General features: G+C 58.3%; 22 protein-coding genes. 6 read left to right on the top strand and 16 right to left on the bottom strand.

The window, feature by feature from the left end; all coding sequences use genetic code 11:
- Positions 1-34 precede the first annotated feature (34 nt).
- The 6 genes from AABA48_RS04045 to AABA48_RS04015 form a co-directional block, all read right to left on the bottom strand.
- Entirely contained in the window at positions 35-580 is a 546-nt protein-coding gene (locus AABA48_RS04045) for a 3'-5' exonuclease (protein ID WP_010942032.1), read from the bottom strand.
- 254 nt (positions 581-834) lie between these two features.
- Positions 835-1479, bottom strand: coding sequence for a metal-dependent transcriptional regulator (locus tag AABA48_RS04040; protein WP_338271147.1), 645 nt, complete (start codon positions 1477-1479; stop codon positions 835-837).
- 212 nt (positions 1480-1691) lie between these two features.
- The gene (feoB, locus tag AABA48_RS04030; RefSeq protein ID WP_286349963.1) at positions 1692-3683 is read right to left on the bottom strand and encodes a ferrous iron transport protein B; all 1992 of its coding nucleotides are present in this window, start codon (positions 3681-3683) and stop codon (positions 1692-1694) included.
- Positions 3684-3926: 243 nt separating this feature from the next.
- Positions 3927-4358: a Fur family transcriptional regulator gene (locus AABA48_RS04025; RefSeq protein WP_286349964.1), complete on the bottom strand. Its 432-nt coding sequence runs from the start codon at positions 4356-4358 to the stop codon at positions 3927-3929.
- Between the two features lie 70 nt (positions 4359-4428).
- Positions 4429-5760, bottom strand: a complete 1332-nt coding sequence (locus tag AABA48_RS04020) for a glycosyltransferase (RefSeq protein WP_338271146.1) — start codon at positions 5758-5760, stop codon at positions 4429-4431.
- The gene (locus AABA48_RS04015; RefSeq protein WP_338271145.1) at positions 5757-6371 is read right to left on the bottom strand and encodes a TetR/AcrR family transcriptional regulator; all 615 of its coding nucleotides are present in this window, start codon (positions 6369-6371) and stop codon (positions 5757-5759) included. The genes AABA48_RS04020 and AABA48_RS04015 overlap by 4 nt, the downstream gene beginning before the upstream one ends.
- 372 nt (positions 6372-6743) lie before the next feature.
- On the opposite strand from AABA48_RS04015, the gene AABA48_RS04010 reads away from it, so the two are divergent.
- Entirely contained in the window at positions 6744-7526 is a 783-nt protein-coding gene (locus AABA48_RS04010) for an enoyl-CoA hydratase-related protein (protein WP_338271144.1), read from the top strand.
- Positions 7527-7617: 91 nt separating this feature from the next.
- The gene (locus AABA48_RS04005; protein WP_338271143.1) at positions 7618-8439 is read left to right on the top strand and encodes a DUF169 domain-containing protein; all 822 of its coding nucleotides are present in this window, start codon (positions 7618-7620) and stop codon (positions 8437-8439) included.
- Here AABA48_RS04005 and AABA48_RS04000 read toward each other — a convergent pair.
- On the bottom strand, positions 8423-9097 hold the full coding sequence (locus AABA48_RS04000; RefSeq protein ID WP_286349968.1) for a methyltransferase: 675 nt from the start codon (positions 9095-9097) through the stop codon (positions 8423-8425). The two genes, AABA48_RS04005 and AABA48_RS04000, sit on opposite strands and share 17 nt — an antisense overlap.
- A 358-nt stretch (positions 9098-9455) precedes the next feature.
- Here AABA48_RS04000 and AABA48_RS03995 point away from each other — a divergent pair, with 358 nt between their 5' ends.
- From AABA48_RS03995 to AABA48_RS03980, 4 genes are all read left to right on the top strand, one after another.
- On the top strand, positions 9456-11027 hold the full coding sequence (locus AABA48_RS03995; protein WP_338271142.1) for a methyl-accepting chemotaxis protein: 1572 nt from the start codon (positions 9456-9458) through the stop codon (positions 11025-11027).
- Positions 11028-11432: 405 nt separating this feature from the next.
- Positions 11433-12302: an NAD(P)-dependent oxidoreductase gene (locus AABA48_RS03990; protein WP_286349971.1), complete on the top strand. Its 870-nt coding sequence runs from the start codon at positions 11433-11435 to the stop codon at positions 12300-12302.
- A gap of 104 nt (positions 12303-12406) precedes the next feature.
- The gene (locus AABA48_RS03985; RefSeq protein WP_338271141.1) at positions 12407-13504 is read left to right on the top strand and encodes an NADH:flavin oxidoreductase/NADH oxidase; all 1098 of its coding nucleotides are present in this window, start codon (positions 12407-12409) and stop codon (positions 13502-13504) included.
- Between the two features lie 95 nt (positions 13505-13599).
- Positions 13600-14652: an aldo/keto reductase gene (locus AABA48_RS03980; protein WP_338271140.1), complete on the top strand. Its 1053-nt coding sequence runs from the start codon at positions 13600-13602 to the stop codon at positions 14650-14652.
- A gap of 189 nt (positions 14653-14841) precedes the next feature.
- On the opposite strand, the gene AABA48_RS03975 is transcribed toward AABA48_RS03980, so the two are convergent.
- The 9 genes from AABA48_RS03975 to AABA48_RS03935 form a co-directional block, all read right to left on the bottom strand.
- Positions 14842-15210, bottom strand: coding sequence for an endonuclease domain-containing protein (locus tag AABA48_RS03975; protein ID WP_338271139.1), 369 nt, complete (start codon positions 15208-15210; stop codon positions 14842-14844).
- Positions 15211-15387: 177 nt separating this feature from the next.
- Positions 15388-16248, bottom strand: coding sequence for a nucleotidyl transferase AbiEii/AbiGii toxin family protein (locus AABA48_RS03970; protein ID WP_338271138.1), 861 nt, complete (start codon positions 16246-16248; stop codon positions 15388-15390).
- On the bottom strand, positions 16245-16895 hold the full coding sequence (locus AABA48_RS03965) for a type IV toxin-antitoxin system AbiEi family antitoxin domain-containing protein (protein WP_338271137.1): 651 nt from the start codon (positions 16893-16895) through the stop codon (positions 16245-16247). Before AABA48_RS03965 ends, AABA48_RS03970 begins: the two co-directional genes overlap by 4 nt.
- Before the next feature lie 364 nt (positions 16896-17259).
- Positions 17260-18084: a hypothetical protein gene (locus AABA48_RS03960; protein ID WP_338271136.1), complete on the bottom strand. Its 825-nt coding sequence runs from the start codon at positions 18082-18084 to the stop codon at positions 17260-17262.
- Between the two features lie 12 nt (positions 18085-18096).
- A complete protein-coding gene (locus AABA48_RS03955; RefSeq protein WP_338271135.1) occupies positions 18097-18378 on the bottom strand; it encodes a hypothetical protein in 282 nt (93 codons plus the stop codon).
- A gap of 20 nt (positions 18379-18398) precedes the next feature.
- Positions 18399-19997 (bottom strand): DNA recombination protein RmuC, encoded by a 1599-nt coding sequence (gene rmuC, locus AABA48_RS03950; protein ID WP_338271134.1) that lies wholly within the window; start codon positions 19995-19997, stop codon positions 18399-18401.
- A 30-nt stretch (positions 19998-20027) separates the two neighbouring features.
- A complete protein-coding gene (locus AABA48_RS03945; RefSeq protein WP_338271133.1) occupies positions 20028-20243 on the bottom strand; it encodes a KTSC domain-containing protein in 216 nt (71 codons plus the stop codon).
- A gap of 1 nt (position 20244) precedes the next feature.
- Positions 20245-22029 carry an ATP-binding protein gene (locus AABA48_RS03940; protein ID WP_338271288.1) on the bottom strand — a complete coding sequence of 595 codons (1785 nt, stop codon included), beginning with the start codon at positions 22027-22029 and terminating at the stop codon, positions 20245-20247.
- Between the two features lie 5 nt (positions 22030-22034).
- Complete coding sequence (locus AABA48_RS03935; protein WP_338271132.1) at positions 22035-23255, bottom strand: SIR2 family protein; 1221 nt, start codon at positions 23253-23255, stop codon at positions 22035-22037.
- Positions 23256-23258: the final 3 nt, after the last annotated feature.

The following is a 23258-nucleotide window of genomic DNA, read 5'->3' as shown; positions in this document are numbered from 1 at the left end:
TAGTATCATGTCATTATGACAAATCAAGTCACAACTACCGCAGAGCACCACTTTTCATAGCCTTCCCACCCCCCAACTCCCCCCACACCCGCGCCGTGAGCCGCGCATCGTCGAGCGCCCGGTGGCACCTGGTCCCTTCGGGGACGGCTCCGAACAGGTGCTGGTAGACGGTTTCCAGTCGGTGGTCGGTCAGTTCCGGCAGTCTGCGCCGGGCCAGTTCCAGGGTGCAGGCGGACCGGCTGTTCAGCGACAATCCCAACCGGCCGAACTCGTGCCGCAGGAATGCCAGATCGAACCGGGCGTTGTGGGCCACGAGCAGGGCCGTGCCGATGAAATCCCCGAGAGCCGGGTAGACCTCTTCCGGCAGCGGCTGGTCGGCGAGCATGTCGTTGGTGATGCCGTGAATCATGGATACGTGGCGGGGGATCGCCTTTGTTACCCTGATCAGGCTGCTGAATTCCGAGACGATTTGTCCCTCGTCCACAAGGACGGCAGCCACTTCGACGACCCTGTCGCCATATCCCGGGAAAAGCCCGGTGGTTTCCACATCGATCGCTGCCTGGAGATGGTGATTTTTCATGTCATGTCACCGCCTGTGTGCATGCGTGCCTCCCGGAAGATGCATCTTTGTGCGTCTTTCACCATGAACTATCCTTCATATCGTTACTTCCCGATACCGTCAATTCAGGAAATTCCTTGATCTCTCACGTATTTTTCCTTAGTGTGCGCCGCCTGGCCGCGCACGCACAAAAAAACCGCCCGGTCGGATGGCTCCGACACGGGCGGTCTGGTACTGCTCAAGGGATGTATCTTCAGCGTGTTGCGGGTCTGCTCCTACTTCCTCACGAAGATCTCCCGCGCCAGGTTGGAGTCGATGGCGAACTCTGAGTACCCCACCCGGAAGATGTACGACGGGAAGACCTGCATGAGCACGATGTTGTTGCCCGGCAGGACCCCCATGGCCATGAGCTTGCGCATCTTGATGTCGTCGCCGGTGGCCAGGTAGGCGATTTCGCCCTGCTCGCCGGCCTTGAGCTCAGTGAGGGGGACCACCCCCAGGTCGCCGCTCCTGCGGGCCTCGTCGCAGCACTCGCCTGGAGGGATCGGCTTGCCGTGGGGACAGGTGGCGGGATGGTTGAGCATGGTGCAGACCTTGGCGTCGACCCCTTCATGGAGCAGGTGCTCGAACTCGCACGCCTTGTCCTCGGCATGGTCGCCCCGGATGTTGAGTACGTCCATCATGAGCCGCTCGGCAAGACGGTGCCGCCGGACGGTCCGCTTCCCTTCGTCCTTTCCCTCGGAGCGGAGGTAGACCCGTGCCTCCCTGACCTCGATGAAGGCGAGCGAGGTCAGTTCGCCGTAAGCCGGATCGGCTGCGGGAACTTTGATTTCCTCCATCTCCAGATAGCTCTTCCCCTCCTCCTCGCAGGCGATCCAGAGGGCTTCGAGGATTTCTTCTGCCTTGTCGGACAACTTCATATGGGTGCTCCTTTGCATGTATGGTTGGACCGGTTATTTCTTCAGCAAGTCTATCACTTTCCTGAGCGTCTTCGGCGCCTTGGCTTCAGGCGGATTCTCGTAAAAGCACTTGGGGCAGCGCACCATCCGGCACCCCCCCGGCTTGCCGCATTTGCCGCAGGAGCGGATTCCATCCTCCTCGGCGAATTCGTGAGCGCAATAGCCGCAGCGGATCACAGGATCCCCGTGAAAAGGATGAAGCGGTTGAGCGCCCAGCCCGAGCCGACGGCCACCACGGAGACGAACAGGGCGATGAGAGTGGCCGATTTGAGTCCCCGCTCCTTCTTCATCATGAGGAACTGGGCGACACAGGGGACGAACAGGGTGAGGGTCACGGCCGCCACCACCAGCTGGCGCGGGTCCATGAGCCCCTTGGTCTGGAGGTCGTAGAGGCCGGCGGCACCGTAGTCGCGGCGGAAGAACCCGAAGATGAAGGCCACGGCCGCGTCGCGGGGAAGGCCGATGAAGGCCATGACCGGCTCCATCCAGTTGACGAGCTTGTCGAAGAAGTTGGTGATCTTGCCCAGCCAGAGCAACACCGATGCCAGGATGAAGAGCGGCAGGATCTCCATGAAGTACCATTGCATGCGGGTGTAGGTCTTGGTCATGACGTTGGAGAGCTGGGGCAGTCGCATGGGGGGCAGTTCCATGTAGAACATGGGAGTTTCGCCGGGCATCACTTTCGCCGACAGGAACCCCACCACCAGGAAGATCAGCAGGAGACAGACGCTCCAGACCAGCAGCGCCCCCGGAGCCTGGGAGAGAAGCGCCATGATGACCCCCAGCTGGGCCGAACAGGGGATGGCCAGGGCCAGGAGCACCGTGGCGATGATCCGCTCGCGGGTGGTTTCCAGGGTACGGGTGACCATGGTGGCCATGGTGTCACAGCCGAAGCCGAGCACCATGGGGATCACCGCCCGGCCGGTGAGGCCGAACTTCTTGAAGATCCGGTCCACCAGGAGGGCCAGGCGCGGAAAGTAGCCACTGTCCTCCAGCATCGAGAAGAACAGGAAAAAGGTGGCCACGATGGGAAGGATGATCCCCACGGCGTAGCGCAGCCCCAGGGTGATGACCCCGTACTCGCCCACGATCAGCTCCCGGATGATCTCCCACGGCACGATGCCGTTGACGACCCCTATGATCCAGGGGTTGAAGTACTCCTCAAACAGGGTCCCTTCCAGGAAATCCACCAGGGTGCCGGCCCCGAAGACCCCCACGAACTGGTAGAGGCCATAGTAGAGCACCGCCAGCAGCAGCGGCACGCCGGTCAGAGGATGCACCGCCCAGGACGAAAGCCGCTCGCCCGGAGTGATACGGCGCTTTTCCGGGGTCCTGAGCACGCCGGCCAGGAGTCCCTTGACGATCCCCTTGCGCTCCAGGGACAGGTCCAGGTGAAAGGATTCCCGGCGCTCGAAGGTCTTCTCCCTCACCTTCTCAGCAATTGCCCCGGCCCGGTCCCCCTCCTTGCCGGCCACCAGAGCAGCGATCTCCTCGTCCCGCTGGAGCAGCAGCAGCGCCAGAGATTTGCCGGAAAGGGTGTACTCCCCGCTGAGCAGCCCGGCGATCTCGGCGATGTCCCCTTCCAGGCGGCGGCTGTAGCCGAAACTGGCGTGGTGCGCGGCATCGCAGGAGGCGATGGCCTTCCTGATCTCGGGCAGCCCCCGCTTCTTGGCCGTGGCGGCGCCGATAACCGGAATGCCCAGCTTCTCCTGCAGGAGCGGGATGTCGATCTCAAGTCCCATCCGCTCGGCCTCGTCCATGATGTTCACCACCAGGATCACCGGCAGTCCCGCCTCCACCAGCTGGAGGGTCATGACCAGCATCCGCTCCAGGTTTCGGGCGTCGAGCACGTGGAGCACCACGTCGGGGCGCTCGGTCAGGAGAATCTCACGGGCAACCCGCTCCTCTTCGGTAATCGGCAGGATCGAGTACATGCCGGGGGTGTCGATGATCTCCCAGGAGCCACCTTCGAAGGAGGCGGACCCCCGGGAAACCTCCACCGAAGTTCCCGGATAGTTGGAAACCGCCACATAGGCCCCGGTCAGGGCATTGAACAGGACGCTTTTCCCCACGTTGGGGTTTCCCACCAGGGCCACTTTCCTGGTGACGGCGCCGGCCGGAGTGCCATCGGCGGGGAGAGAGCGCTTCCGCTCGAACATTCCCATGTATCAAACTCCTCATGAATAGTTGAGGCCCTTGCACAACTGCTGCGGGCCCGGGCTGCGCTGTTGCCGCTCGCTCAAAAGCTCAACGTACCAACGAGTACGCCTCACGTCCTCGCTCGCTTGCGCCGTGCATCCCGGCCTCCTCATGCCGTTGTGCATGAGCCTCTTATGCTAGTGAAAATCACTTTCAGACATCGCCGCGGGAAAAGTGCCGGGCCGTCGGACGGCGCGGCACGATCAGCCCTATTTGCGACAGGCGGCGCAGAGACCGTACAGCTCAAGCTTATGGGTGGTGATGACGAAGTCGTGGGCCGCGGCCACATCGTCCTGCAACTTCTCGATGGCCTCGTTCTCGAACTCGATGATGGCGCCGCACCCGGTACAGACCAGGTGGTCGTGGTGCTCACCTTCGGTCACGTGCTCGTAGCGGGTCTGGCCGTCACCGAACTGCATCTCCCGGGCGATGCCCGATTCCGCGAACAGCTTGAGGGTGCGGTAGACCGTGGCGTAGCCGATGTTCGGGTGCTTTGCCCTGAGCTTGAGGTACAGCTCCTCGATGCTCAGGTGGCGGCCGGTTGAGAGGAAGGTATCAAGAATGATATCCCGCTGGCGAGTCGACTTGAGCCCGTGCTTGGCGATGTAATCATGGAAGATCTGCTTTTTTGCCCGCTTCATGGACCACCCTCAACTGAAAGTGAATATCATCATAGTTGTCGAAGCGGAGCACGTCAAGACAAATATTACACTAATGGGGATTACGGACAGAAGGTTCGTGTTGCCAAAGGCAAGCGGCATGGCTTTCATTGGCAAAGGTTTCCTCGATCAGCCTGACAGCTAAGCCCACACCATCCTCCGATGCGATCTCCCTGCCGATGGCTGCCGCGGTGTCGGCCATGGCCGGGGTTGCGAGCACCGTCCCGATTTCGGTGGCAAGGGCTCGCGCCGACAGGCCGTTGCGCCCGAGAGTCCGCCCCGCCACCCCCAGGCGGCGCAATTCCGAGCCCCAAAACGTCTGGTCCGCCATATGCGCCACAACTACCGACGGCACGCCGGCACGGAGACTTGACTGGGTGGTGCCCGCTCCCCCGTGATGGACGACCGCGGCGCAGCACGGAAACACCTGGGCGTAGGGGGAGCGCCTGACGGCAAATATCCGGCTGCCATCGTCGAATTCCGACGGATCGTCACAGGGAAGCTGGAACACGGCGCGGCACCCAGCCAGCATGACGGCTTGGCGCCAGAGGGCAGCAGTCTCCCGAATCCGCTCCATGTTGTGCGACATCATGCTGCCGAAAGTGAAGTAAACGGGAGCTGGCCCGACGGCCAGAAAATCATCAAGCCCTGGAGGAAACGGCTCCCCGGCCCCGTCATCCGCGAAGGACAGGAACCCGCAGACCCGATGGCGACGGTCCCAGTCCGACGGGGGTGAACAGAATCTCCTGCTGACAGCGATCAGGTTGAGCCGCTCGGCGGCCCAGGTCTGCCCCATCACGTCGCGGTCGGGCACAAGCCCCTCGCGCAGGCGCAGGGCATTGACCCGCGGAAGGAAGATGCGGTTGATCACAGCCCGTGCCAGCTTCCATCCCAGAGGGTAGAACCAGCGGCCCAGGTCCGGCAGTCCCGGCGGGCAAACCTGGGCCGAGGGGATGCAGTTGTGCACCAGATTGACCGAAGCGACCGGGACCCCAGCCCGCTCGGCCGCCACCCGCAGGGGGAAAACGAAAAAATGGCCGATCACCAGTTCACTGGCGGCGCACAGCTCCCGGGAAGCCGCATACATACGTTCCATGACCGGATCAAAGCCGTGAGTCATGATCATCTCCGCCTGGCGCAGGGGATTTCCCGCCGCAATGATCGACTGTCTCAGGACATCCAGTTCTGCCGGGTCGGCAATGGCGGTATTGGGCACCATCCTCAGGGAAAATCCGTATTGCTCTGCCTGTGCCGAGTAATCCCTCGCCGGGTCGTCGGTCACGACCAGCGTAACATGGTGACCGGCCCTGACCAGCCCGGCCGCCAAGGCGACGAACGGTCGCACATCCCCTTCGCTGCCCCACGTCTGAAGACCGATTTTCATGCTGTCTCCCCTCCCATGACCTGTTTCCCTCGATCCGTCAGGAGCAGGCCGTACAGCAGGCGAATCAGTTCGGCGCCCTCGTTGAGGTTCTCGCGAGAATACTCCTCGCCGCCCACATCCAGGAAGGTGGGCCAGAACAGGGCCACCAGCCAGAGTATCCTGCTCAGGCGCACGATATCTGGCTCCGTAAACGCCCTGATGACCCCTCCCACCATGGACTGCTCCAGATCTGTCCGGATGGATGAGAGTTGTTCGCGGTGCACAGCATGAAACCGCTCGCGCAATAGGGGATCATTCAGCAGGATTATCGGGAGATCTCGCTTCAGGAAGCTGTAGTGCCAGTTCAGCTCACTGAGGAACGCCAGAGCCCGTTCGAGTCCCGAGGGGTCGGCTTCGTCGGGCCGGGCTGCGTCTTCGGTACCGCTGCCAACGAAGTCAAGGGCCTGGCTGAAAAGTGCCCGGACGATGTCTTCCTTGTTGCGGAAATGGTAGTAGAGGTTACCGGGACTGATCCCGCAGGCCGCGGCGATGTGATGGGTTGACACCGCGGAGTAACCCTGTCGGTTGAACAGCTCCAGCGCTGCTTCGAGAATGCGTTCCCTGGTCTTCATGGCTCCCCGCCGATAATTAGACATATAAGCCTAATTAGACTAATTAGTCTAAAATGTCAACAGAGAATACATGATGCTCAGGTTAGTGCCATCCATCGCAGTCCCCTCAAAAAGGTCCGTGTAAAGCCGCACAGGCCGCTCTGCACACACGCCTGCCATGGTCAGGCCCCCGACTGGACCAGACAGGATACTCCTGCCCTGCAGCAGCAATGGGAGAAAGGCCTTGATTATTTGAAGACTCAAGGTCTAATTGAAACATCATCCGTCAACGATAGACGACGCTGCGGGAATCCATCCGCCCGGCGCGGCATCGGGTTGAATGTGCTGAGCCTTTGACAGCCGGACCACCACGACGATTACCGGGAGGAAACCATGAACGGATACCATCTGCTGCTGGAAATCAGCGAAGGAATCGCCGTCATCACGATCAACAGGCCTGCCGCCATGAACGCCATGACTCCCGCAACCCTGGACGAGCTGGCCGAGGCGGTCCGGCGGGTGAACGGCACCCCCGAGGTCCGGGCCGCGATCCTGACCGGCGCGGGGACCAAGGCCTTCATGGCGGGCGCCGACATCGCCGCCATGCGTGACATGACCCCGGCCCAGGCGCGGGACCTGGCCCGTCAGGCCCACCTGATCTACGCCGACATCGAACGGTCACCCAAGCCCTTCATCGCGGCGGTCAACGGCTACGCCCTAGGCGGCGGGTGCGAGCTGGCCATGGCCTGCGACATCCGGCTCGCCTCGGAGAACGCGAAATTCGGCCAACCGGAGATCAACATCGGCATCATCCCCGGCTTCGGGGGCACCCAGCGGCTTCCCCGGCTGGTGGGCAAAGGGCGGGCCCTGGAGATGATCCTTACCGGCGAGATGATCGATGCCCGCGAGGCCCACCGCATCGGACTGGTGAACCGGGTGGTGACCCAGGAAGAACTGCCGGAGGAGGCCAGGAGGCTGGCCCGCGCCATTGCCGCCAAGGGCATGGTTGCCGTGGGACTCTGCAAGGAAGCGGTAAACAACGGCCTGCATATGGAGCTGACCAAGGCCTGCGCCTACGAGGCCGAGCTCTTTGCCCACAGCTTCTCCACGGCGGACCAGAAGGAAGGTATGAGCGCCTTTCTGGAGAAGCGCCCCGCCGTGTTTCGCGACTGCTGAACGGCTGATGGAATCTGAAGCCGGCAGTTGAATGCTGCCGATATAGATTGAACAACTAATCGCCCCGGGCCGCCCGGGGCCGGGAGGATCAATGGAAAGCGCGATTGGGAAGGCCATTAGACTGGAAACGGAACCGGTGGCAGTGCTCTTTGCCGACGAGAAGCCGGAAGGCGCCGGGCAGTTCGCCAAGGGGAGCTGGGGGTGCGTCATGTTCCTCCTGGCCGCGGCCAGCCGGGGCAAGACCGGCGTCTTCGACCGGGAGACCTATGGCTGCGTCGGCGGCGGGGTCGGCCTGGGCTTCGGCAATGCCTACGAGTCGTTTCCCGGCGGCATCCCCGGCTTTTGCCGCTTCCTCTCCACCGGCAACGCCTCGGACCCGGCCGGCAGTGCCATGGCAGAGGCCATGAAGAACGCCGGAGCCCGCAGCGAATTCGTCGAGCATTTCCTGCACGGCGAACGCTACAAGAAATCCCCGGAACTGGTGGAAAAGTTCGTGGCCGCAGCGCCCATCACCGAGGTCCCCGCCCCCTACGTGGTGATGAAGCCCCTGTCCCTGGTGGACCCGGAGCGGGAGTCCCCGGTCTCGGTCACCTTCCTGGTCACCCCGGACCAGCTCTCCGCCCTGGCGATCCTGGCCAACTACGACCGCCCCGGCTTCGAGAACGTGGCGGTCCCGTACCTGGCCGCCTGCCAGGTGGTGGGAATCATGTCGTACCGGGAGGCCCAATCCTCCGCGCCCCGCTGCCTGATCGGCCTGACCGACATCTCTGCCCGCAACTACCTGAAGAGCCAGGGCGCGAGCGACAAGCTGACCTTCACCATCCCCTTCGCCCGGTTCAGGGAGATGGAAGCCAACGTTGCCGGGAGCTTCCTGGAGGGGCAAACCTGGGGCTCGGTCATCGGCAGGGACTGAACGAGGCCGGCTCGGCCAGCAGCAACCGGTTTTTGGGCGAGATATCCCCCGGTATCTGTTGGGTAAAGACGCGGTAGCCCCGCGCCCGCAGGCCGGTCGCGCGCAGCACGTCCATGGCCAGGGGCCCGTCCAGCCACCCCTGAAGCCCGGCCAGGTCGGCCCCGGCCAGATCGTGGCAGCAGGGAAGCACCGCCACCCGCGCCCCGGCAGCCACCGCCCGCGCCAGCACCAGGTCCGTCAGCCCTCCGCAGGCATGGGCCGAGACGACCAGATCGTCCCGGCCCAGTTCCACCTCCGCCAGATCCGCCTCCAGCAACCGGACGCGCCCCCGCAGGCGCGGCCACTCCACCTCCAGGGCCGCGGCCAGTGCCGTGGCGCTCGGCGGGACACGCCGGTCCACGGCCAGGGCTTCGGGTGAACTGTCGTCCAGCACCAGCATGAGCCTGGCCAGCAGACCATGGCCGCAGGCCAGGTCCACCACCCGCCCGCCCCGGAAGCGCCGCCGCACCCGCCGCGCCACCTCCCATGCCTCGTACAGCTCCTTGCGCGGCAGGCAGCCCGCACGGCAGACCGCCCGGGCAATGCCGTCGAACAGGGTCTCCCCGGTAAAGTGGTGAAGCTGCCGCTCCGTCAGCCTGTTGCGTGATGATCGATCCATGGTGTAAGCATCCTCGTGCGTGTTTTTCCCCATAACAGCGACAACTATCGCATCCCGCCTGTCACGTCTCTATCCGGACAAGTATTGCATGCAGTCTCGACGCAAATTCATGATCGTCAGCCATCAGACTCAAGCAGGACACCTCCGGCAGAATATTACCGTTTCAACCAGCTACACCATCAACTCCATTGCCCCATCTTTATTGTCTTTTTGTTACAACAGCGAAAATTTGCATTCAAATTATCTAAAGCAAGAGTGTTTACGGTCGATAAGTATCAAAACACCAACCCGCAGGAGGTCAAACGTGAAATTGACAAATCTAAGCATCGGAGCCCGCTTGTATGGATTGATAGGCTTCATGTCGGTCTTGTTAATCGTTATCGGCGCCCTGGGGCTCAACAGCGCGAGGCTTGCCAACAGCGGACTGGAAAGGGTTTACAAGGATCGTGTTGTCCACCTTCATGACCTGAAGGTCATCGCGGACATGTATGCGGTAAACATCGTGGATACATCGCACAAGGTGCGTAGCAGCACTATGTCCTGGGCTGACGGGCGCACAATAATCGACGAGGCGAAAAAGGCCATTGCTGACCAGTGGAAAACGTATCTGTCCACAAACCTGGTCGCCGAAGAAAGGGGACACATTGAAGAGATCAAGCCGTTGATGAAAGCGGCCGATGCCGCGCTGGAGCGGCTCTCCTCGATCATGCGTGCTGAAGATGCCGACGCTTTGGCAACATTTGCGGCTTCGGAGCTCTACCCCGCCATCGACCCGGTATCGGCTAAGTTCAGCGGCCTGGTGGATGACCAGTTGAAAGTTGCCAAAGAAGAATACGACAACAGCAACGGTCTGTACCGGATAAGCCATACCATCTCCCTGGTGGCGATCATTCTGGGAGTGGTGATCGCCGGTGCTGCCGGCCTGCTGATCACCCGCTCCATCACCGGCCCCCTGGCCGAAGGTGTCGAGGTCGCCAACCGGCTTGCCGCCGGCGACCTGACCGTGGAGGTCGAGGCAGCCGGCAAGGACGAAACGGCACAACTGATGGCAGCCATGGGGCACATGGTAACCAGCCTGCGGCACCTGATCGCCGAGGCCATCACCATCTCCCACGGTATCGCCTCCGCCTCCGACCAGCTCCATGCCACCTCCGAGCAGATCGCCACCGGCTCCGAAGAGGTCGCCTGCCAGGTGGGGGCCGTGGCCACGGCCAGCGAAGAGATGTCGTCCACCAGCCGGGACATCGCCCAGAACTGCACCCTGGTCGCGGAGAGTTCCCGGGAGACCAGCGTCACCGCGTCCAATGGCTCCGCCGTCGTCCAGGAAACCAACAACGGGATGGTGGTCATCGCCGATCGGGTCAAGCAGACCGCCGGCACCGTTGATGCCCTGGGCCGGCGCTCCGAGCAGATCGGCGAGATCATCGGCACCATCGAGGACATCGCCGACCAGACCAACCTGCTGGCCCTGAACGCCGCCATCGAGGCGGCCCGGGCCGGCGATCAGGGGCGCGGCTTCGCCGTGGTGGCCGATGAGGTCAGGGCCCTGGCCGAGCGCACCACCAAGGCCACCAAAGAGATCAGCGGCATGATCAAGGCCATCCAGAACGAGACCAAAACCGCCGTCCAGGCCATGGAAGAAGGGGTCGGGGAAGTTGAAAAAGGCTCTGTCACCTCCCACAAGTCGGGCCAGGCTCTGGCCGAGATCCTGGACAGGATAAACGACGTGACCATGCAGATCAACCAGATCGCCACAGCCGCCGAAGAGCAGACCGCCACCACCGGCGAGATCACCTCCAACATTCAGCAGATCTCCGACGTGGTCCAGCAGACCGCCCGGGGCGCCGAAGAGGTTTCCGCCGCCGCTGCCCAGCTTTCACAGCAAGCCCATCAGCTCGAGAACGTGGTGGGGAACTTCAGGATTGCATGATCGTAGTGACCCGGCGGATGCGGCGGCACTCCCGTCCCGCATCCGCCGGGCAGTCCCGTGCAGTTGTCCCGGTTGCAACACCCTTCCCCCTGTCCCCCTGCCCCTCCGGCAGCGAGGGGACACCCCCTTCCGTCACCGCAGCGTCCCGGTAACCCCGGCCAAGTGCTCCCGCTGCATCATTTCCACCGTCCTGCTGTCCATGGTTGCACCTCCCGGCAGCCACAACGAGAACTCCGCCCTGCCGAAGTAACGTAGCAAATTTCAGCCGGAAACCGTGATAGTTCCCGGCCGCCGGCAGAATCGGGCAACACGTCGGCAGGAACCGCTCTTGAACTCGACGCGGGTCGGGACTATCCTCATACTCAGCAGCCACCATGAACAATCAGGATCGGAAAGGAGCAGCAGATGACAACATACGGTTTTCTCGGGCTCGGCATCATGGGAGGCCCCATGGCGGCCAACCTGGTGCGGGCTGGATTCGACGTTACCGTCTGGAACCGCAATCCCGCCAAGTGCGCCCCCCTGGTCGCCCTGGGCGCCCTGGGCGCCCGGCAGGCGTCAAGCCCCGCAGAGGTGTGCGTCGCCTGCGACATCACCATTGCCATGCTGGCCGACCCGGCCGCGGCGAAGGAGGTCTGCTTCGGGCCCAACGGGGTGCTGGAGGGGATCGGCGGCGGCCGCGGCTACATCGACATGTCCACGGTGGACGACGAAACCAGCACCGCCATCGGCGCGGCAGTGACCGCACGCGGGGGACGGTTCCTGGAAGCCCCGGTCTCGGGCACCAAAAAGCCGGCCGAGGACGGCACCCTGATCATCCTGGCCGCGGGCGACCAGAGCCTCTTCGACGAAGCCGGGCCGGCCTTTGCCGCACTGGGCAAGAAGTGCCTCCACCTGGGCGAGGTGGGCCAAGGGGCGCGGATGAAGCTGGTGGTCAACATGATCATGGGCCAGATGATGACGGCCCTGGGCGAGGGAATGGCCCTGGGGCGGAAATGCGGCCTCGACGGCGGCCAACTGCTGGAGGTGCTCGATGCCGGGGCAATGGCCAATCCCATGTTCAAGGGCAAGGGGCAACTGCTCCTGAGCGGCGAGTTCCCGGCCAGCTTCCCCCTCAAGCATATGCAGAAGGACCTGCGCCTGGCCGTCGAGCTGGGCGACCGGCTCGGCCAGCCACTCCACGGCGCGGCCACGGCCAACGAGAGCTTCAAGCGCGCCCGCGCCGCCGGCCACGCGGACGAGGATTTCGCGGCGGTCTTCCGGGTGCTGGAGTAGCGCCATTCCGGCCGGGACACGCGCCCCGGTTCGCAACGGCGAATTCGGTGCTATGCTGTAACCAGGGTACCGGACCCGTGAACCACCAGCCAAGGAGGCACGCCATGTCACATCTCTTCGAACCCTTGACCATACGCAGCCTGACCCTGCCCAACCGCATCGCCGTCTCCCCCATGTGCATGTATTCCAGCGAGGACGGCTTTGCCAACGACTGGCACCTGGTCCACCTGGGCAGCCGCGCGGCCGGCGGCGCCGGCCTGGTGCTGACCGAGGCCGCCGCCGTCACCCCCCAGGGGCGGATCAGTCCCCGGGACCTCGGCATCTGGCGCGACGAGCACATCGAATTCCTGGCCCGCATCGTCCACTTCATCACCCAGCGCGGCAGCACCGCCGGCATCCAACTGGCCCATGCCGGCCGCAAGGCGAGCACCCCGGCCCCGTGGGAACAGCGGACCGCCACCCTGTCCGGGGCCGAAGGAGGCTGGCCCATCGTGGCCCCCAGCCCCATCCCCTTTGACGAGGGGTGCATCGTACCGCAGGAACTGAGCACCGGGGAGATCGACGCCATCACGGCGGCCTTCGTGGACGCGGCCCGCCGCTCCCTGCTGGCCGGGTTCCAGATCGCCGAGATCCACGCGGCCCACGGCTACCTGCTGCACCAGTTCCTCTCGCCCCTCAGCAACCAGCGCACCGACCAGTACGGCGGCAGCTTCGAAAACCGCACCCGGCTGCTCCGGACCGTCGTTACCGCGGTCAGGGAAGTCTGGCCCGAGCACCTGCCGCTCTGGGTCAGGATCTCGGCCACCGACTGGGTCGAAGGGGGCTGGGACATCGAGCAGTCGGTGGAACTGGTGCGCCGGCTCCTGCCGCTGGGAGTCGATCTGATCGACTGCTCGTCCGGCGGCAGCGCCCCCCATGCCCGGATCCCCCTGGGCGCCGGCTACCAGACCAGGTTCGCCGAGCGGATCCGGCGGGAGACCGGCGGCAAAACCGGGTCGGTCGGCCTGATCACGGCCCCGGCCCAGGCGGACCACATCATCCGTTCCGGCCAGGCCGACCTGGTGCTGCTGGCGCGGGAACTGCTCCGCGACCCCTACTGGCCCCTCAGGGCGGCCCGGGAACTGGGGCATCCGTCCCCCTGGCCCGCCCAGTACGTCCGGGCCGCGCCGCACAACACCCCGGCCTATCTGCCGAAGAGTTGAAGGGCTGAAACACTCCCCTTGGGCTCATGCACAACGTAGCGATGAGGTCGGAATGCACGGTGCACGAACCCGACACATCAGTTTGAGGTGACCCGATGAAATACCTGCCGCTCGGTTCGACCGGGCTGACCGTTTCCGAGTGCGGCTTCGGCTGCATCCCCATTATCCGCCTGCCCCAGGACGAAGCGGTCCGGGTCCTCCGGCACGCCTTCGACCGGGGGATCACCTTCTTCGACACGGCCAACGCCTATCGCGACAGCGAAGAGAAGATGGGGATCGCCTTTGCCGGCATCCGCCACAAGGTGGTCATCGCCACCAAGAGCCTGCTGCGGAGCGCCGAGGGCGTAACCGGCCACGTGGAGAACAGCCTCCGGAAGCTGGGCACCGATTACCTGGACCTCTACCAGCTGCACCAGATCGCCCAGGAAAAGGACTGGGCCGAGGTCACTGGCCCGTCGGGCGCCCTGGAAGCGGCCATGGCCGCCAAGGCCGCCGGCAAGGTCCGGCACGTGGGGGTCACCTCCCATAACCTGGAAATGGCCCTCAAGCTGGTCCGCACCGGCCTGTTCGACACGATCCAGTTCCCCTTCAACCTGATCGAGGAAGGGGCCAAGGATGAACTGCTCGACGCGGCCCGCGACGCGGGCATGGCCTTCATCTGCATGAAACCGTTCGGGGGCGGCGTGATCGACAATGCCGCCGTGGCCTTTACCTACCTCCGCCGCCACGACGGCATCTTCCCGATCCCGGGATTCGAGTCCTGCGCCCAGGTGGACGAAGTCCTTTCATTTTACGAACGCGACAACGTCGTCACCGAGCAGGACCTGGCAATCATGGAACAGTACCGCCACGAGTTGGGCAAACGGTTCTGCCGCCGCTGCGAATACTGCCAGCCCTGCCCCCAGGGGGTGATGATCACCCCGGCCATGGGCTACCCGATCGTTGCCTCGCGCATGTCACCGGCCGTTGCGGCGGAATTCTGCAGCAAAGCCATGGAAACGGTGCCCCTCTGCACCGAATGCGGGGCCTGCATCGCGCGCTGTCCGTACGAATTGCCGATCTGCGACATTCTCAAGGCGAATTATGCGATGTACCGGGGGCATGTGGCGGGGAGTCAGGGGGGATTTGCAGGTGGTAAATCTTCGTAACTGACGAATCATGGCGACAAGCTGCTGAAACAAGCCGGCCGCCGGACAAAATGCTCACTTGCGGCACCGTATGCGTTCTCGTCGGCCGGCAGGATGGTGTGTCGAGACCCCCCTGCTTCGCTTCGCTCGCCGTCCCCCCTGTTGCACAAGGGGGATTTTGCCTCCCTGCTCTCGCCGTTCGCTTCCCCCCTATGGAATAGGGGGGATTGAGGGGGGTCGCACTTCTTTTTGCAAGCTCTCGAATACGCCTTCAATGTTGTTCATGACTTCATGATTTCCGAATCGAATAACCCGCAAGCCAAGCCCTTCAAGAAAAGCCGTCCGTCCCGCATCGTACACAATCCCTTCGTCGGTGGCATGACCGGCACCGTCAATTTCGATGACCAGTTTCAGCTCGGCGCAGTAGAAATCGACAATGTAGGGACCAACAGGGCGTTGACGGCGGAAACGTAGCGGCAGGTGCTTCAAACACTGATACCACATCCGCTTTTCCGGCTCCGTCATGTTCGAGCGCATGTCCCGTGCACGCGGTATCAAAGACTTGGTGTAGGTTTTCATGGACACCACCCCCCTGCTCTCGTCGTTCGCTTCCCCCCTATGGAATAGGGGGGATTGAGGGGGGTCATAACCGCCATTCTCTGCGATGCTCGACCAGAGACCTCTCCCGGCGTCAGCAACCGTTGCGTTCGGTCTTCATTCACCGGGTATGTCCTTCACTCCCTGAGATTGCCGAGTTCATCCTTCATCAGCCTGAACGCGTCTCGCAACATCCCGGAAAAAGTCATGGGACCAGAGAGCGAGGGCCTGTTGATCCTTGACGAACGGTGCCACGTCGTTGCGTGCCTGATCAACATCAAGCCGGTCGATGCTATCGGACAGCAACTCTCTGAACGCGGCAGGAGAAAGTGGCAGATCCCCGCTCCAATGGCCGGTCTGGCGCATCCGCTGCTCAAGGTGGGCAAGATTAAGCTGCGGATGGTTGGCAGCATACCAGACGAAATCATACCAGTCGCGCCCCTTGACCCGGTTTTTCCACCTGCGGAAGAGGAGCGCATGCATCTTGCCGGCAAACAGGTCCGGGAGCGAATAGCTCCGAACGGCAAAGGGTATCGGTTGCAGCAGATAACGGGTCAAGGTGGTAAACCCGGTCGGCGGGTCCGTATCCACCTCGATCTTCACCTTCAGCACCTGGCCGGCAAGCTCTCCACCGGTCTCGATGACCAGGAGTTCGTTACGGGTGTTGGCCTTGAGAAACGCAGACTGAACCGCCGATTCCACAGCCTTGTCGACCATCTCCACCCGGACGTTGAAGCCGAAGGCCGACAATTCCTCCACAAGTGATGCCGTATAACGCGCAAGATTGAAGTCTGGCGACGGTTCCAGCAGCGAAAAATCCAGATTCTCGGAGAACCGGTCGAGTCCGTACAGGATACGCAGAGCAGTGCCGCCGTAAAACGCGGCATGCTCGAAAAACTTCGACCGCCAGAGTCCGAGCAGCGCCACCTCCTGGATAATCTCCCGAAGAGCCCTGACCGAGTCGTCAACGCTCTTTGGTTCGTATTTGGCAAGCATGCGGGCCACGGCCTCGTGCATCATCGTCCCCCTCTGTGCAGGCGGCTGATCAGATCGGCCAATAGCTTTACTCTGCGGGAGCGGTACGCACGGGCGATCTCCGCAACACGGACCGGATCGAGTTCACGGAGACCGGCGGGATCGATGCGCAGGCTGGACAGCAGATACTCGTGCAGCTCTTTCTGGGTGGAGATGCCGGCGCCCCGGTCGGCAACGATCCGGTCGGCCAGCGCCTTTTCCGGAATGGCCACGAGGAAGGAGCGGCCATCATCCAGTTCAGCGCGGTCCATGCCGGTGCGAAAGGCTTCCAGCGGGATCATTCGATAGGAAAAGGTGCCGACCGGGGTAGCGAAGGTCCGTGACCGCCCGCAGGTAACCGAGGTCACCGCCTCGACCCGCTCCGGGGTCAGGCCGTGATAGTGCAAGGCGTATTCAAGGGAAATATAGGATGGGCCATAGACGAGATTGGCGAGCAGTTCCCGGCAGAAGGGCCGACGGCGCAACGGTTCGCCGAGGATGTAGAGCCCCTTCTTGACCCGGATGATATCGCCCTTTGCCAGCATCGCGGAAATCTTCATCCGTGGCCGGGCATACCCACGAACGGCATCCAGCAGGGTCTGGTAGTCAAACTCCTCATAGGGGATGCTTTTGAGCAACAGGGCGTTCGTCATGATCACCATCTCCGGTGTGATGGCAACAATATAACAATTTACAACATAGTATGTCCATTATTTTTGGACATACTATGCAACTATAAGCTATTTTTGCATGACCATTTCATCCCTCCCCTTGTGATACCGATTTGCCCATGCCATTTCTAAAAGCCTCACTTTTCACGGCAAAAATGTGCTTCTAAGGCCGATAATGCGCCTTGATTATCGGAATAACTTTATAATTTCGAGCTATTAGTTTGGTTCGACCCCAGCCGTGCCTCATTATTCGGGCGGTGCGTGGCAAGAGGGAATCATCGCAATAACGCAAGCCCCATCAATTGAAAATACTGTCCCTGAAATTCTTAAGATGCTGTTTCTTGACCTAGTAACGATCTCTGACTTCGATCCGGACAACCTGTGACATGGGGAGAATTAACATGCCACTACGTCCTGTGTACAACGCGGCATGTGTCGCAGAGTTGTCGATCACATGGCCGGAGTAGATGGCAAAAGCCCTGTTGTCATCTTTCAGGTACACAACGGCGCGTTCAGGCAGACTTACGCGCCTCGTCTGACCAGAAACAATTGCCGTGCGCTCCCTTGCTGCCCGTTGTTTGCCTTCCTTATCGGCCCAACTGCACAAAAGAGCAGCAAGCAAGCCACCCACAATTATCCAGGAAACCCCTCCTGCCAGAAAAGCGGTCTTCTCCATGATGCTGTCATGGGTGGAGGTGACGACGATACGCCCCTTGAGTGACTTGGATGCCAAGGGAACACGATGTGTCAGCCACGTATAGACCGGTTTGTAACAACTGATCATGGTGGCAATCATAACCACCAGAAGCAATACCGTTATCTTGGCTATGAGCGACATACTATTGGCAAGCAGAAGGAGAACATGGAAAAAACCGGTGATGAGTGACTGATCCTTGGTGAGAGGAAACAGACCTATCGGCAAGCCCCAGGCAGAGAGGTACGAAGTGCCGTAAATCCAGCCGAGCAGGTACAACAGGGCCGTTCCCAGAGTTAAGGGCAGAGCGGAATACTGGAGAAAAGCCTTGATAGAACTCTCTTGAGGCTTTGCCTCAGAGCTGATAGATTTTCTTTTCAGGTATGATCTAGCTCTATTCATATCAGTCCATAAACTACAGTCGCCATGACCGGCGATGCTCGGCCAGATACTCGCAAGCCGGGGATCTATTTCCATTCGTTTTCCGCACTAAGTGCTGGCTGACCAAAAATCCAACTGTTGGGAAACGGAAGGTACTTCCTTGTATTGCCGGCCAGTTGTCCTTGACGTTTTCTGCTTAATGGTGTCGAGGTATTTTTTCTCGGCACTGTCCAATGTCCTGCGAAACCAAGCCTCTTCAACACCTCTAGCAGCCTGTTGCCCAGAGCGTTTGATTACCGCGAAACCCTCTAGCAATTCGACAAGTTCCAATTCATACCAAGCATTCTTAGGACTTGTTGCCTCTAGCCGTGTCTTTCGCAGGATATTCACGGTGGCCTCCACTCTTCCGGCTAATCTGCAGATAACAAGGGTGTTTCCTCTATTGCGACGTCAAGTACGTCTACAGGCATGGACTTGCTAGGTTTCACCCCCAACCCCTTCAGCATTTCAGCCTGTCGGATGACGTTGCCCCGGCCATCGACAAACTTACCATATGCCTTGTCGTATTCGGTTTGGGCCTGCTTTATCCTGTTGCCAACTCCCTTAAGGTCTTCTACGAAACCAACCAGCTTGTCATACAGCTCCGCCCCGCGCCGTGCGATGTCCTGTGCATTGCGGTTCTGCTGTTCCTGTCGCCACAAATGGGCCACGGTGCGAACAACAAACAGCAGAGTGCTAGGACTAACCAGCATGACATTCTTATTCCAGGAATCCTCCCAAAGGTTATTATCCTGAGAGATGGCAAGCATGAAAGCCGACTCGATCGGAATAAACATCAGCACAAAGTCGAGGGACTTAACACCATGGATATCGTGATAGTTCTTATCTGACAGCTCTTTGATATGGCCCCGAACTGAAGCTACATACCTCTTCAAGGCCAGATCACGATCTGTATCATCCTCGGCGTTGACATACTCTTCATAGGCATTTAGTGTCACCTTGGCATCAACGATGATATGCCGTTCCTCCGGCAGATGAATGATGACATCAGGCTGGGCACGGCTGCCATCGTCGCGGGTATGGCTTTCCTGCGCATCATACTCGTACCCCTTGCGCAGCCCTGATGACTCAAGAATTTTTTCCAGAATCATCTCCCCCCAATTGCCACGGGTTTTGCTGGAACCTTTCAAGGCGTTTGTCAAGTTGTGGGCGTCATCAGATAGTTTCCTGTTCAAATCCATCAGATGCTTGACCTGTTGGGCCAGGGCGCTCCGTTCTTGCCCTTCCTTCACATAAACCTCTTCCACCTTCCCCTGGAATTCGTTCAGCTTGACCTTGAGCGGTTCCAGCAGTTGACCGATGTTGGTCTGATTCTGCTCAGTAAATCGCTTTGCTTTTTCCTCCAGAATTTCGCTGGCCAAGGCTTTGAACTGGTTTGAGAGTTGTTCCCGCGCCTCGTTCAGGAGTGCCAGTTTTTCTTCATTCTGGCGGCGTTCAGCGTCCAGCGTTGTCGAAAGCTCCGCGAACTCCGTGTTCATTTTTTGAAGGTCTGCCAGCAGTTGATCCCGCCGAGCGGTGAGAGCACGCGATTCTTCCATAAGCCGGGTGACTTCCTGCCCCTGGCTTGCCAAAGTAGCTTCATTAGCCGACAGTTTTTGCTGCAACGAGGAGAGCTGCTGGTTCTGCCCATCGATCTGTGCCTGCGCGTCCTTCAACTCCTGCTCCAACACTGGCAGGCGAGTGGCTCGCTCCGTCAACTGTGCACACTCGTTGCGAGCTGCCTCCAACTGCAGACGCTGCGCTTCTCTCTGTTGCTCGGATTCGGTCAGCTCACTATTTAGGCGTTTGGCTTCTTCAGTAGTAGCGGTCAGACGCTCGTTCAGAAGAGCCAACTCGACCAGTGCCTTCCCTTGGGCAATGCTCTCTGCGTCGCTGATTCGTTTTTTCAGGAAAAGGCCTGCGACGATGAGGCCGACTACAAGGCCAATGATAAGGGTGATGATTTCCATAGGAATCTCCAGACACTGAAAATAGTCTATCTATCCGACCTTTGAGTACGGATAGCCAGCCTTTTTCACAAATTGATCAAAATAGGTTCCGTGAGATCCAGCACTCATAAGGCTATGGTAAATTTCTTCTGGCACACCAGAATACTGATAAATCCCACCATGATTGAATTCTACTTCCAAAACTGCACTACTTGCGTCGTAACCCACAGATGCTAAATTGCTTGATGATACAGGTATTCTTTCCATTCTAGACTCCTTCTTGTGCTGTATTAACCTGACTACTTTGATTTCGCCAGGATGTTATTGCTTGATCATAATTTGCGTTTGTAACCTTCTCTTTTTTCCAACATTCAACAACCTTTGGGTCATCGCTGTTGGGTCGAGGCTCTATAAGAGGAAGGCGAATTCTACTCGGAATCTGTGTCGCTTCACCAAGTACAATGGCTTCTCCTGTTCGCAGAGCTGGTAGCAGATCAACCAAGCTAGCGAGTGTGTCTGGAACAGTTGCCTTGACCCGACTTTGGTCTTCAGCATTTGTTAAACGTAGGGCGATAAAAGTTCCACATTGAGAAAGAATAGTTTCGTCCAACTCTGCCGGTCGCTGGCTCACCACAAGAGCTCCAATGCCGTATTTTCGTCCCTCCTTAAGGATACGCCTGACAGATTGTGATGCATAACCTGCAACGAACTGCGAAGATCCTCCTTTAGGAAGGTACGAATGAGCTTCCTCAAATACAACAAGAAGAGGCCTTGTCCTCCCAACTGCCTCGATATCACGCCCCCAATACATCCCTTCGTAAAGAACACGCGTTAATACGCCCACTATTAAATCAGTTAAATCGGATGGAATACCCCCAAAATCCAACACTGTAATAGGTTTTTCGTGCCCAACCCATGACTCTAATAAATCATTTAAATCTCTTGTTGTTCCATCAAATTCACGAGGGTTTAATAAGAAATCAAAACGCTTATCCTTGAGCCGACTAATTAGTCTGTTAACGTAAGGTCCCATAAGAGAGCCTTGCAAAGGCTTGTGTGGCGGAGTTGAACCTGCTCCGTGGGGCAGAAATGATGCAGGTTCTAATAATTCGGCATTCCCTTCACTGACGAGTGCTTCTTCCGTGCGAGCATTGTCGTTATAGGTTACCCTTAACTCCCTATCAAACTCGTACCATACCTGCTTCAATGAAAATGGGATTGGCGAGTCAGATGTTATAGAATCCTCGTTTACAGCACCTGCCCTCAAAGTCCCACATTGTTCTTTCTTTAAAGCGTAGACTGCATCACGTAGACGTAAATCTTGTGCTGTTTCATTTGCTGATTTTTTATCTACAAGAAACCAAGCAAGTTCATCAAAAGACATAGCCCAGTACGGAATAATAAGGGGATTAGTAGTATTTCCGATAGAGAACACCTTTGCAAAATTCCCGAGAGCAGCTCCATACTCGCCATGTGGGTCAATAACTACCACCCTAGAGCTTGGGAATTCTCCTGCAGTTAATGCTTTCAACAACGCAGCGACAGTATTTGATTTTCCGCTTCCAGTAGAACCGACAATCGTACTATGACGAGTAACAAGCTTATTGATGTTGATGTACGCCTTTAAACTCTCTGATGCTGCAAGAGTCCCAATGTTAATTGTAGATTCGCCAGATGGCGCATAAATTATTGATAAATCGTCTTCTGTAACGATATGCACTTCGTCATCCAACGTAGGGAAAATGCTTACTCCACGTTGGAACTCCTCATTACCATATGCTTCTCCAACCAATTGAATCTCCAGCCATCTTTGGCCGATCGAAGAGGGTAAATACTCATCATCATTTTCTTTTGCTTCCGATGCACCAACCATGGAAACGATACCGTAGAGATTAAGATATCCGACAGGAATCCTTACGAATGACCCAATCTGCCCTAATCTATGTACACGACCATCAATTATCGGATTTGACGATGGAACATCAGTAGAAATTTCTACAAGAACCTTAGACCCTGTCACCTTACGAACAGCACCTAGGTAAGTGGCATCCATAGTCACTATTCACCTCCTGTCAAGTTAGATACGACAGAAGAAAGATTGAAAGCCTTACTTCCAAATCCAACGAACCGTTCAAGGTACTGGCTAAAGGACTTAAAATCCACTAAAGTCAGCATGTCATTTTCCCAGTAGGAATCAACATTAGGCCCACTAGTTGATTTTTCCCATTCTCCTAATATCCCACCAATAACTGCTTTATCTGGCCCATAGACACTTAAATTTCGATATTCCATTCCAAGTGAGGCAATTTTCTCAGGTAGCTTGAATGAATCTCCTTCTTTTTCACCAAACACTAATGCATTAACCGCCAGGCGACTATTGCTTCTTAATGCTTGGAAAATGATTTCATTCAAATGCTCGTCAAGAAAGCTGTACCCAGTAATGAACAAGACGACCTCACCGTTTGACAAAAATTTTCTCAATCTATCCTGGAAAGTTATGAATGGAAGCTTTCTTGAATCGAGATATTTTTCTCTTGACGGGAAAATCATTAACTCTTTTCCTGTGCTATCTAAACTTCCACAACCTCTAATCACCTTCTTTTTGCTACCAGTTGCATCAGGCTTTAAAAACCAATTTACTGAACCATGAAGTTTCCACAATCGTGTCCAAGAACTTGGTGGTTTGATTTCCTGATGATTTTTTGCATTGTCGGCTTCAACAGATTCAGGCGAAAAAAAAGGATTTATCGTTCCAATAAAACCATCAAAATATGGGACAGAACTTTCTTCCATCGCCTCCTCAAACATCAAATCATAATTTGTTGTAAAAATTTCAACTGGATTACTCCGTCTAGCATATGATGAATACAACCACTTAGAAAAAGTTATATGAGAATCTTTATTTACAACTTCTGACGTATCAACAGCTTTATGTATCGCCTTGCAGACCTCATGATCCATGTTTTTAATTGAAAGCCCTGTGATGCCATTATGTGCATTTTCTTCTTTATCATCGAGGAGTTCTCTAATAAGTCGTATGCGATTAAGTATTACCTCAACATTTTTAGATGTAACAGTTATCTCTTCTTTAATTTTCGCAAAATTTGATTTTAACTCATCTGTCGGTAATGCCTCTTCAACTAATTCGGTCAATTTTTCAATTCCAGGTAATCCTATCGCCATAGAGGTCCCTGCCCCCATAAAGAATCCAAGTTTTCTTTTGTCAGACGCTAGGTGTTCGCGCAACTCATGTGCTACTCGTGATGGGTTGTGTGCCATTGC

Origin of the sequence: Geobacter sp. 60473 (assembly GCF_036323535.1) — a bacterium.
GTDB classification, from domain to species: domain Bacteria; phylum Desulfobacterota; class Desulfuromonadia; order Geobacterales; family Geobacteraceae; genus Geobacter; species Geobacter sulfurreducens.
This window is presented reverse-complemented; position numbering and strand designations above follow the sequence as displayed.

Excerpts from the sequence above, each read along its gene's own strand:
- feoB (WP_286349963.1), bottom strand. The coding sequence starts at position 3,683 with ATGGGAATGTTCGAGCGGAAGCGCTCTCTCCCCGCCGATGGCACTCCG.
- AABA48_RS03960 (WP_338271136.1), bottom strand. The coding sequence starts at position 18,084 with ATGGAAATAGATCCCCGGCTTGCGAGTATCTGGCCGAGCATCGCCGGT.
- AABA48_RS03965 (WP_338271137.1), bottom strand. The coding sequence starts at position 16,895 with ATGACGAACGCCCTGTTGCTCAAAAGCATCCCCTATGAGGAGTTTGAC.
- AABA48_RS03975 (WP_338271139.1), bottom strand. The coding sequence starts at position 15,210 with ATGAAAACCTACACCAAGTCTTTGATACCGCGTGCACGGGACATGCGC.
- rmuC (WP_338271134.1), bottom strand. The coding sequence starts at position 19,997 with ATGGAAATCATCACCCTTATCATTGGCCTTGTAGTCGGCCTCATCGTC.
- AABA48_RS04010 (WP_338271144.1), top strand. The coding sequence starts at position 6,744 with ATGAACGGATACCATCTGCTGCTGGAAATCAGCGAAGGAATCGCCGTC.
- AABA48_RS04005 (WP_338271143.1), top strand. The coding sequence starts at position 7,618 with ATGGAAAGCGCGATTGGGAAGGCCATTAGACTGGAAACGGAACCGGTG.
- AABA48_RS04000 (WP_286349968.1), bottom strand. The coding sequence starts at position 9,097 with ATGGATCGATCATCACGCAACAGGCTGACGGAGCGGCAGCTTCACCAC.
- AABA48_RS03995 (WP_338271142.1), top strand. The coding sequence starts at position 9,456 with ATGTCGGTCTTGTTAATCGTTATCGGCGCCCTGGGGCTCAACAGCGCG.
- AABA48_RS03940 (WP_338271288.1), bottom strand. The coding sequence starts at position 22,029 with ATGGATGCCACTTACCTAGGTGCTGTTCGTAAGGTGACAGGGTCTAAG.
- AABA48_RS03985 (WP_338271141.1), top strand. The coding sequence starts at position 12,407 with ATGTCACATCTCTTCGAACCCTTGACCATACGCAGCCTGACCCTGCCC.
- AABA48_RS04040 (WP_338271147.1), bottom strand. The coding sequence starts at position 1,479 with ATGAAGTTGTCCGACAAGGCAGAAGAAATCCTCGAAGCCCTCTGGATC.
- AABA48_RS04025 (WP_286349964.1), bottom strand. The coding sequence starts at position 4,358 with ATGAAGCGGGCAAAAAAGCAGATCTTCCATGATTACATCGCCAAGCAC.
- AABA48_RS03935 (WP_338271132.1), bottom strand. The coding sequence starts at position 23,255 with ATGGCACACAACCCATCACGAGTAGCACATGAGTTGCGCGAACACCTA.
- AABA48_RS04015 (WP_338271145.1), bottom strand. The coding sequence starts at position 6,371 with ATGAAGACCAGGGAACGCATTCTCGAAGCAGCGCTGGAGCTGTTCAAC.
- AABA48_RS03980 (WP_338271140.1), top strand. The coding sequence starts at position 13,600 with ATGAAATACCTGCCGCTCGGTTCGACCGGGCTGACCGTTTCCGAGTGC.
- AABA48_RS03990 (WP_286349971.1), top strand. The coding sequence starts at position 11,433 with ATGACAACATACGGTTTTCTCGGGCTCGGCATCATGGGAGGCCCCATG.
- AABA48_RS04020 (WP_338271146.1), bottom strand. The coding sequence starts at position 5,760 with ATGAAAATCGGTCTTCAGACGTGGGGCAGCGAAGGGGATGTGCGACCG.
- AABA48_RS04045 (WP_010942032.1), bottom strand. The coding sequence starts at position 580 with ATGAAAAATCACCATCTCCAGGCAGCGATCGATGTGGAAACCACCGGG.
- AABA48_RS03945 (WP_338271133.1), bottom strand. The coding sequence starts at position 20,243 with ATGGAAAGAATACCTGTATCATCAAGCAATTTAGCATCTGTGGGTTAC.
- AABA48_RS03970 (WP_338271138.1), bottom strand. The coding sequence starts at position 16,248 with ATGATGCACGAGGCCGTGGCCCGCATGCTTGCCAAATACGAACCAAAG.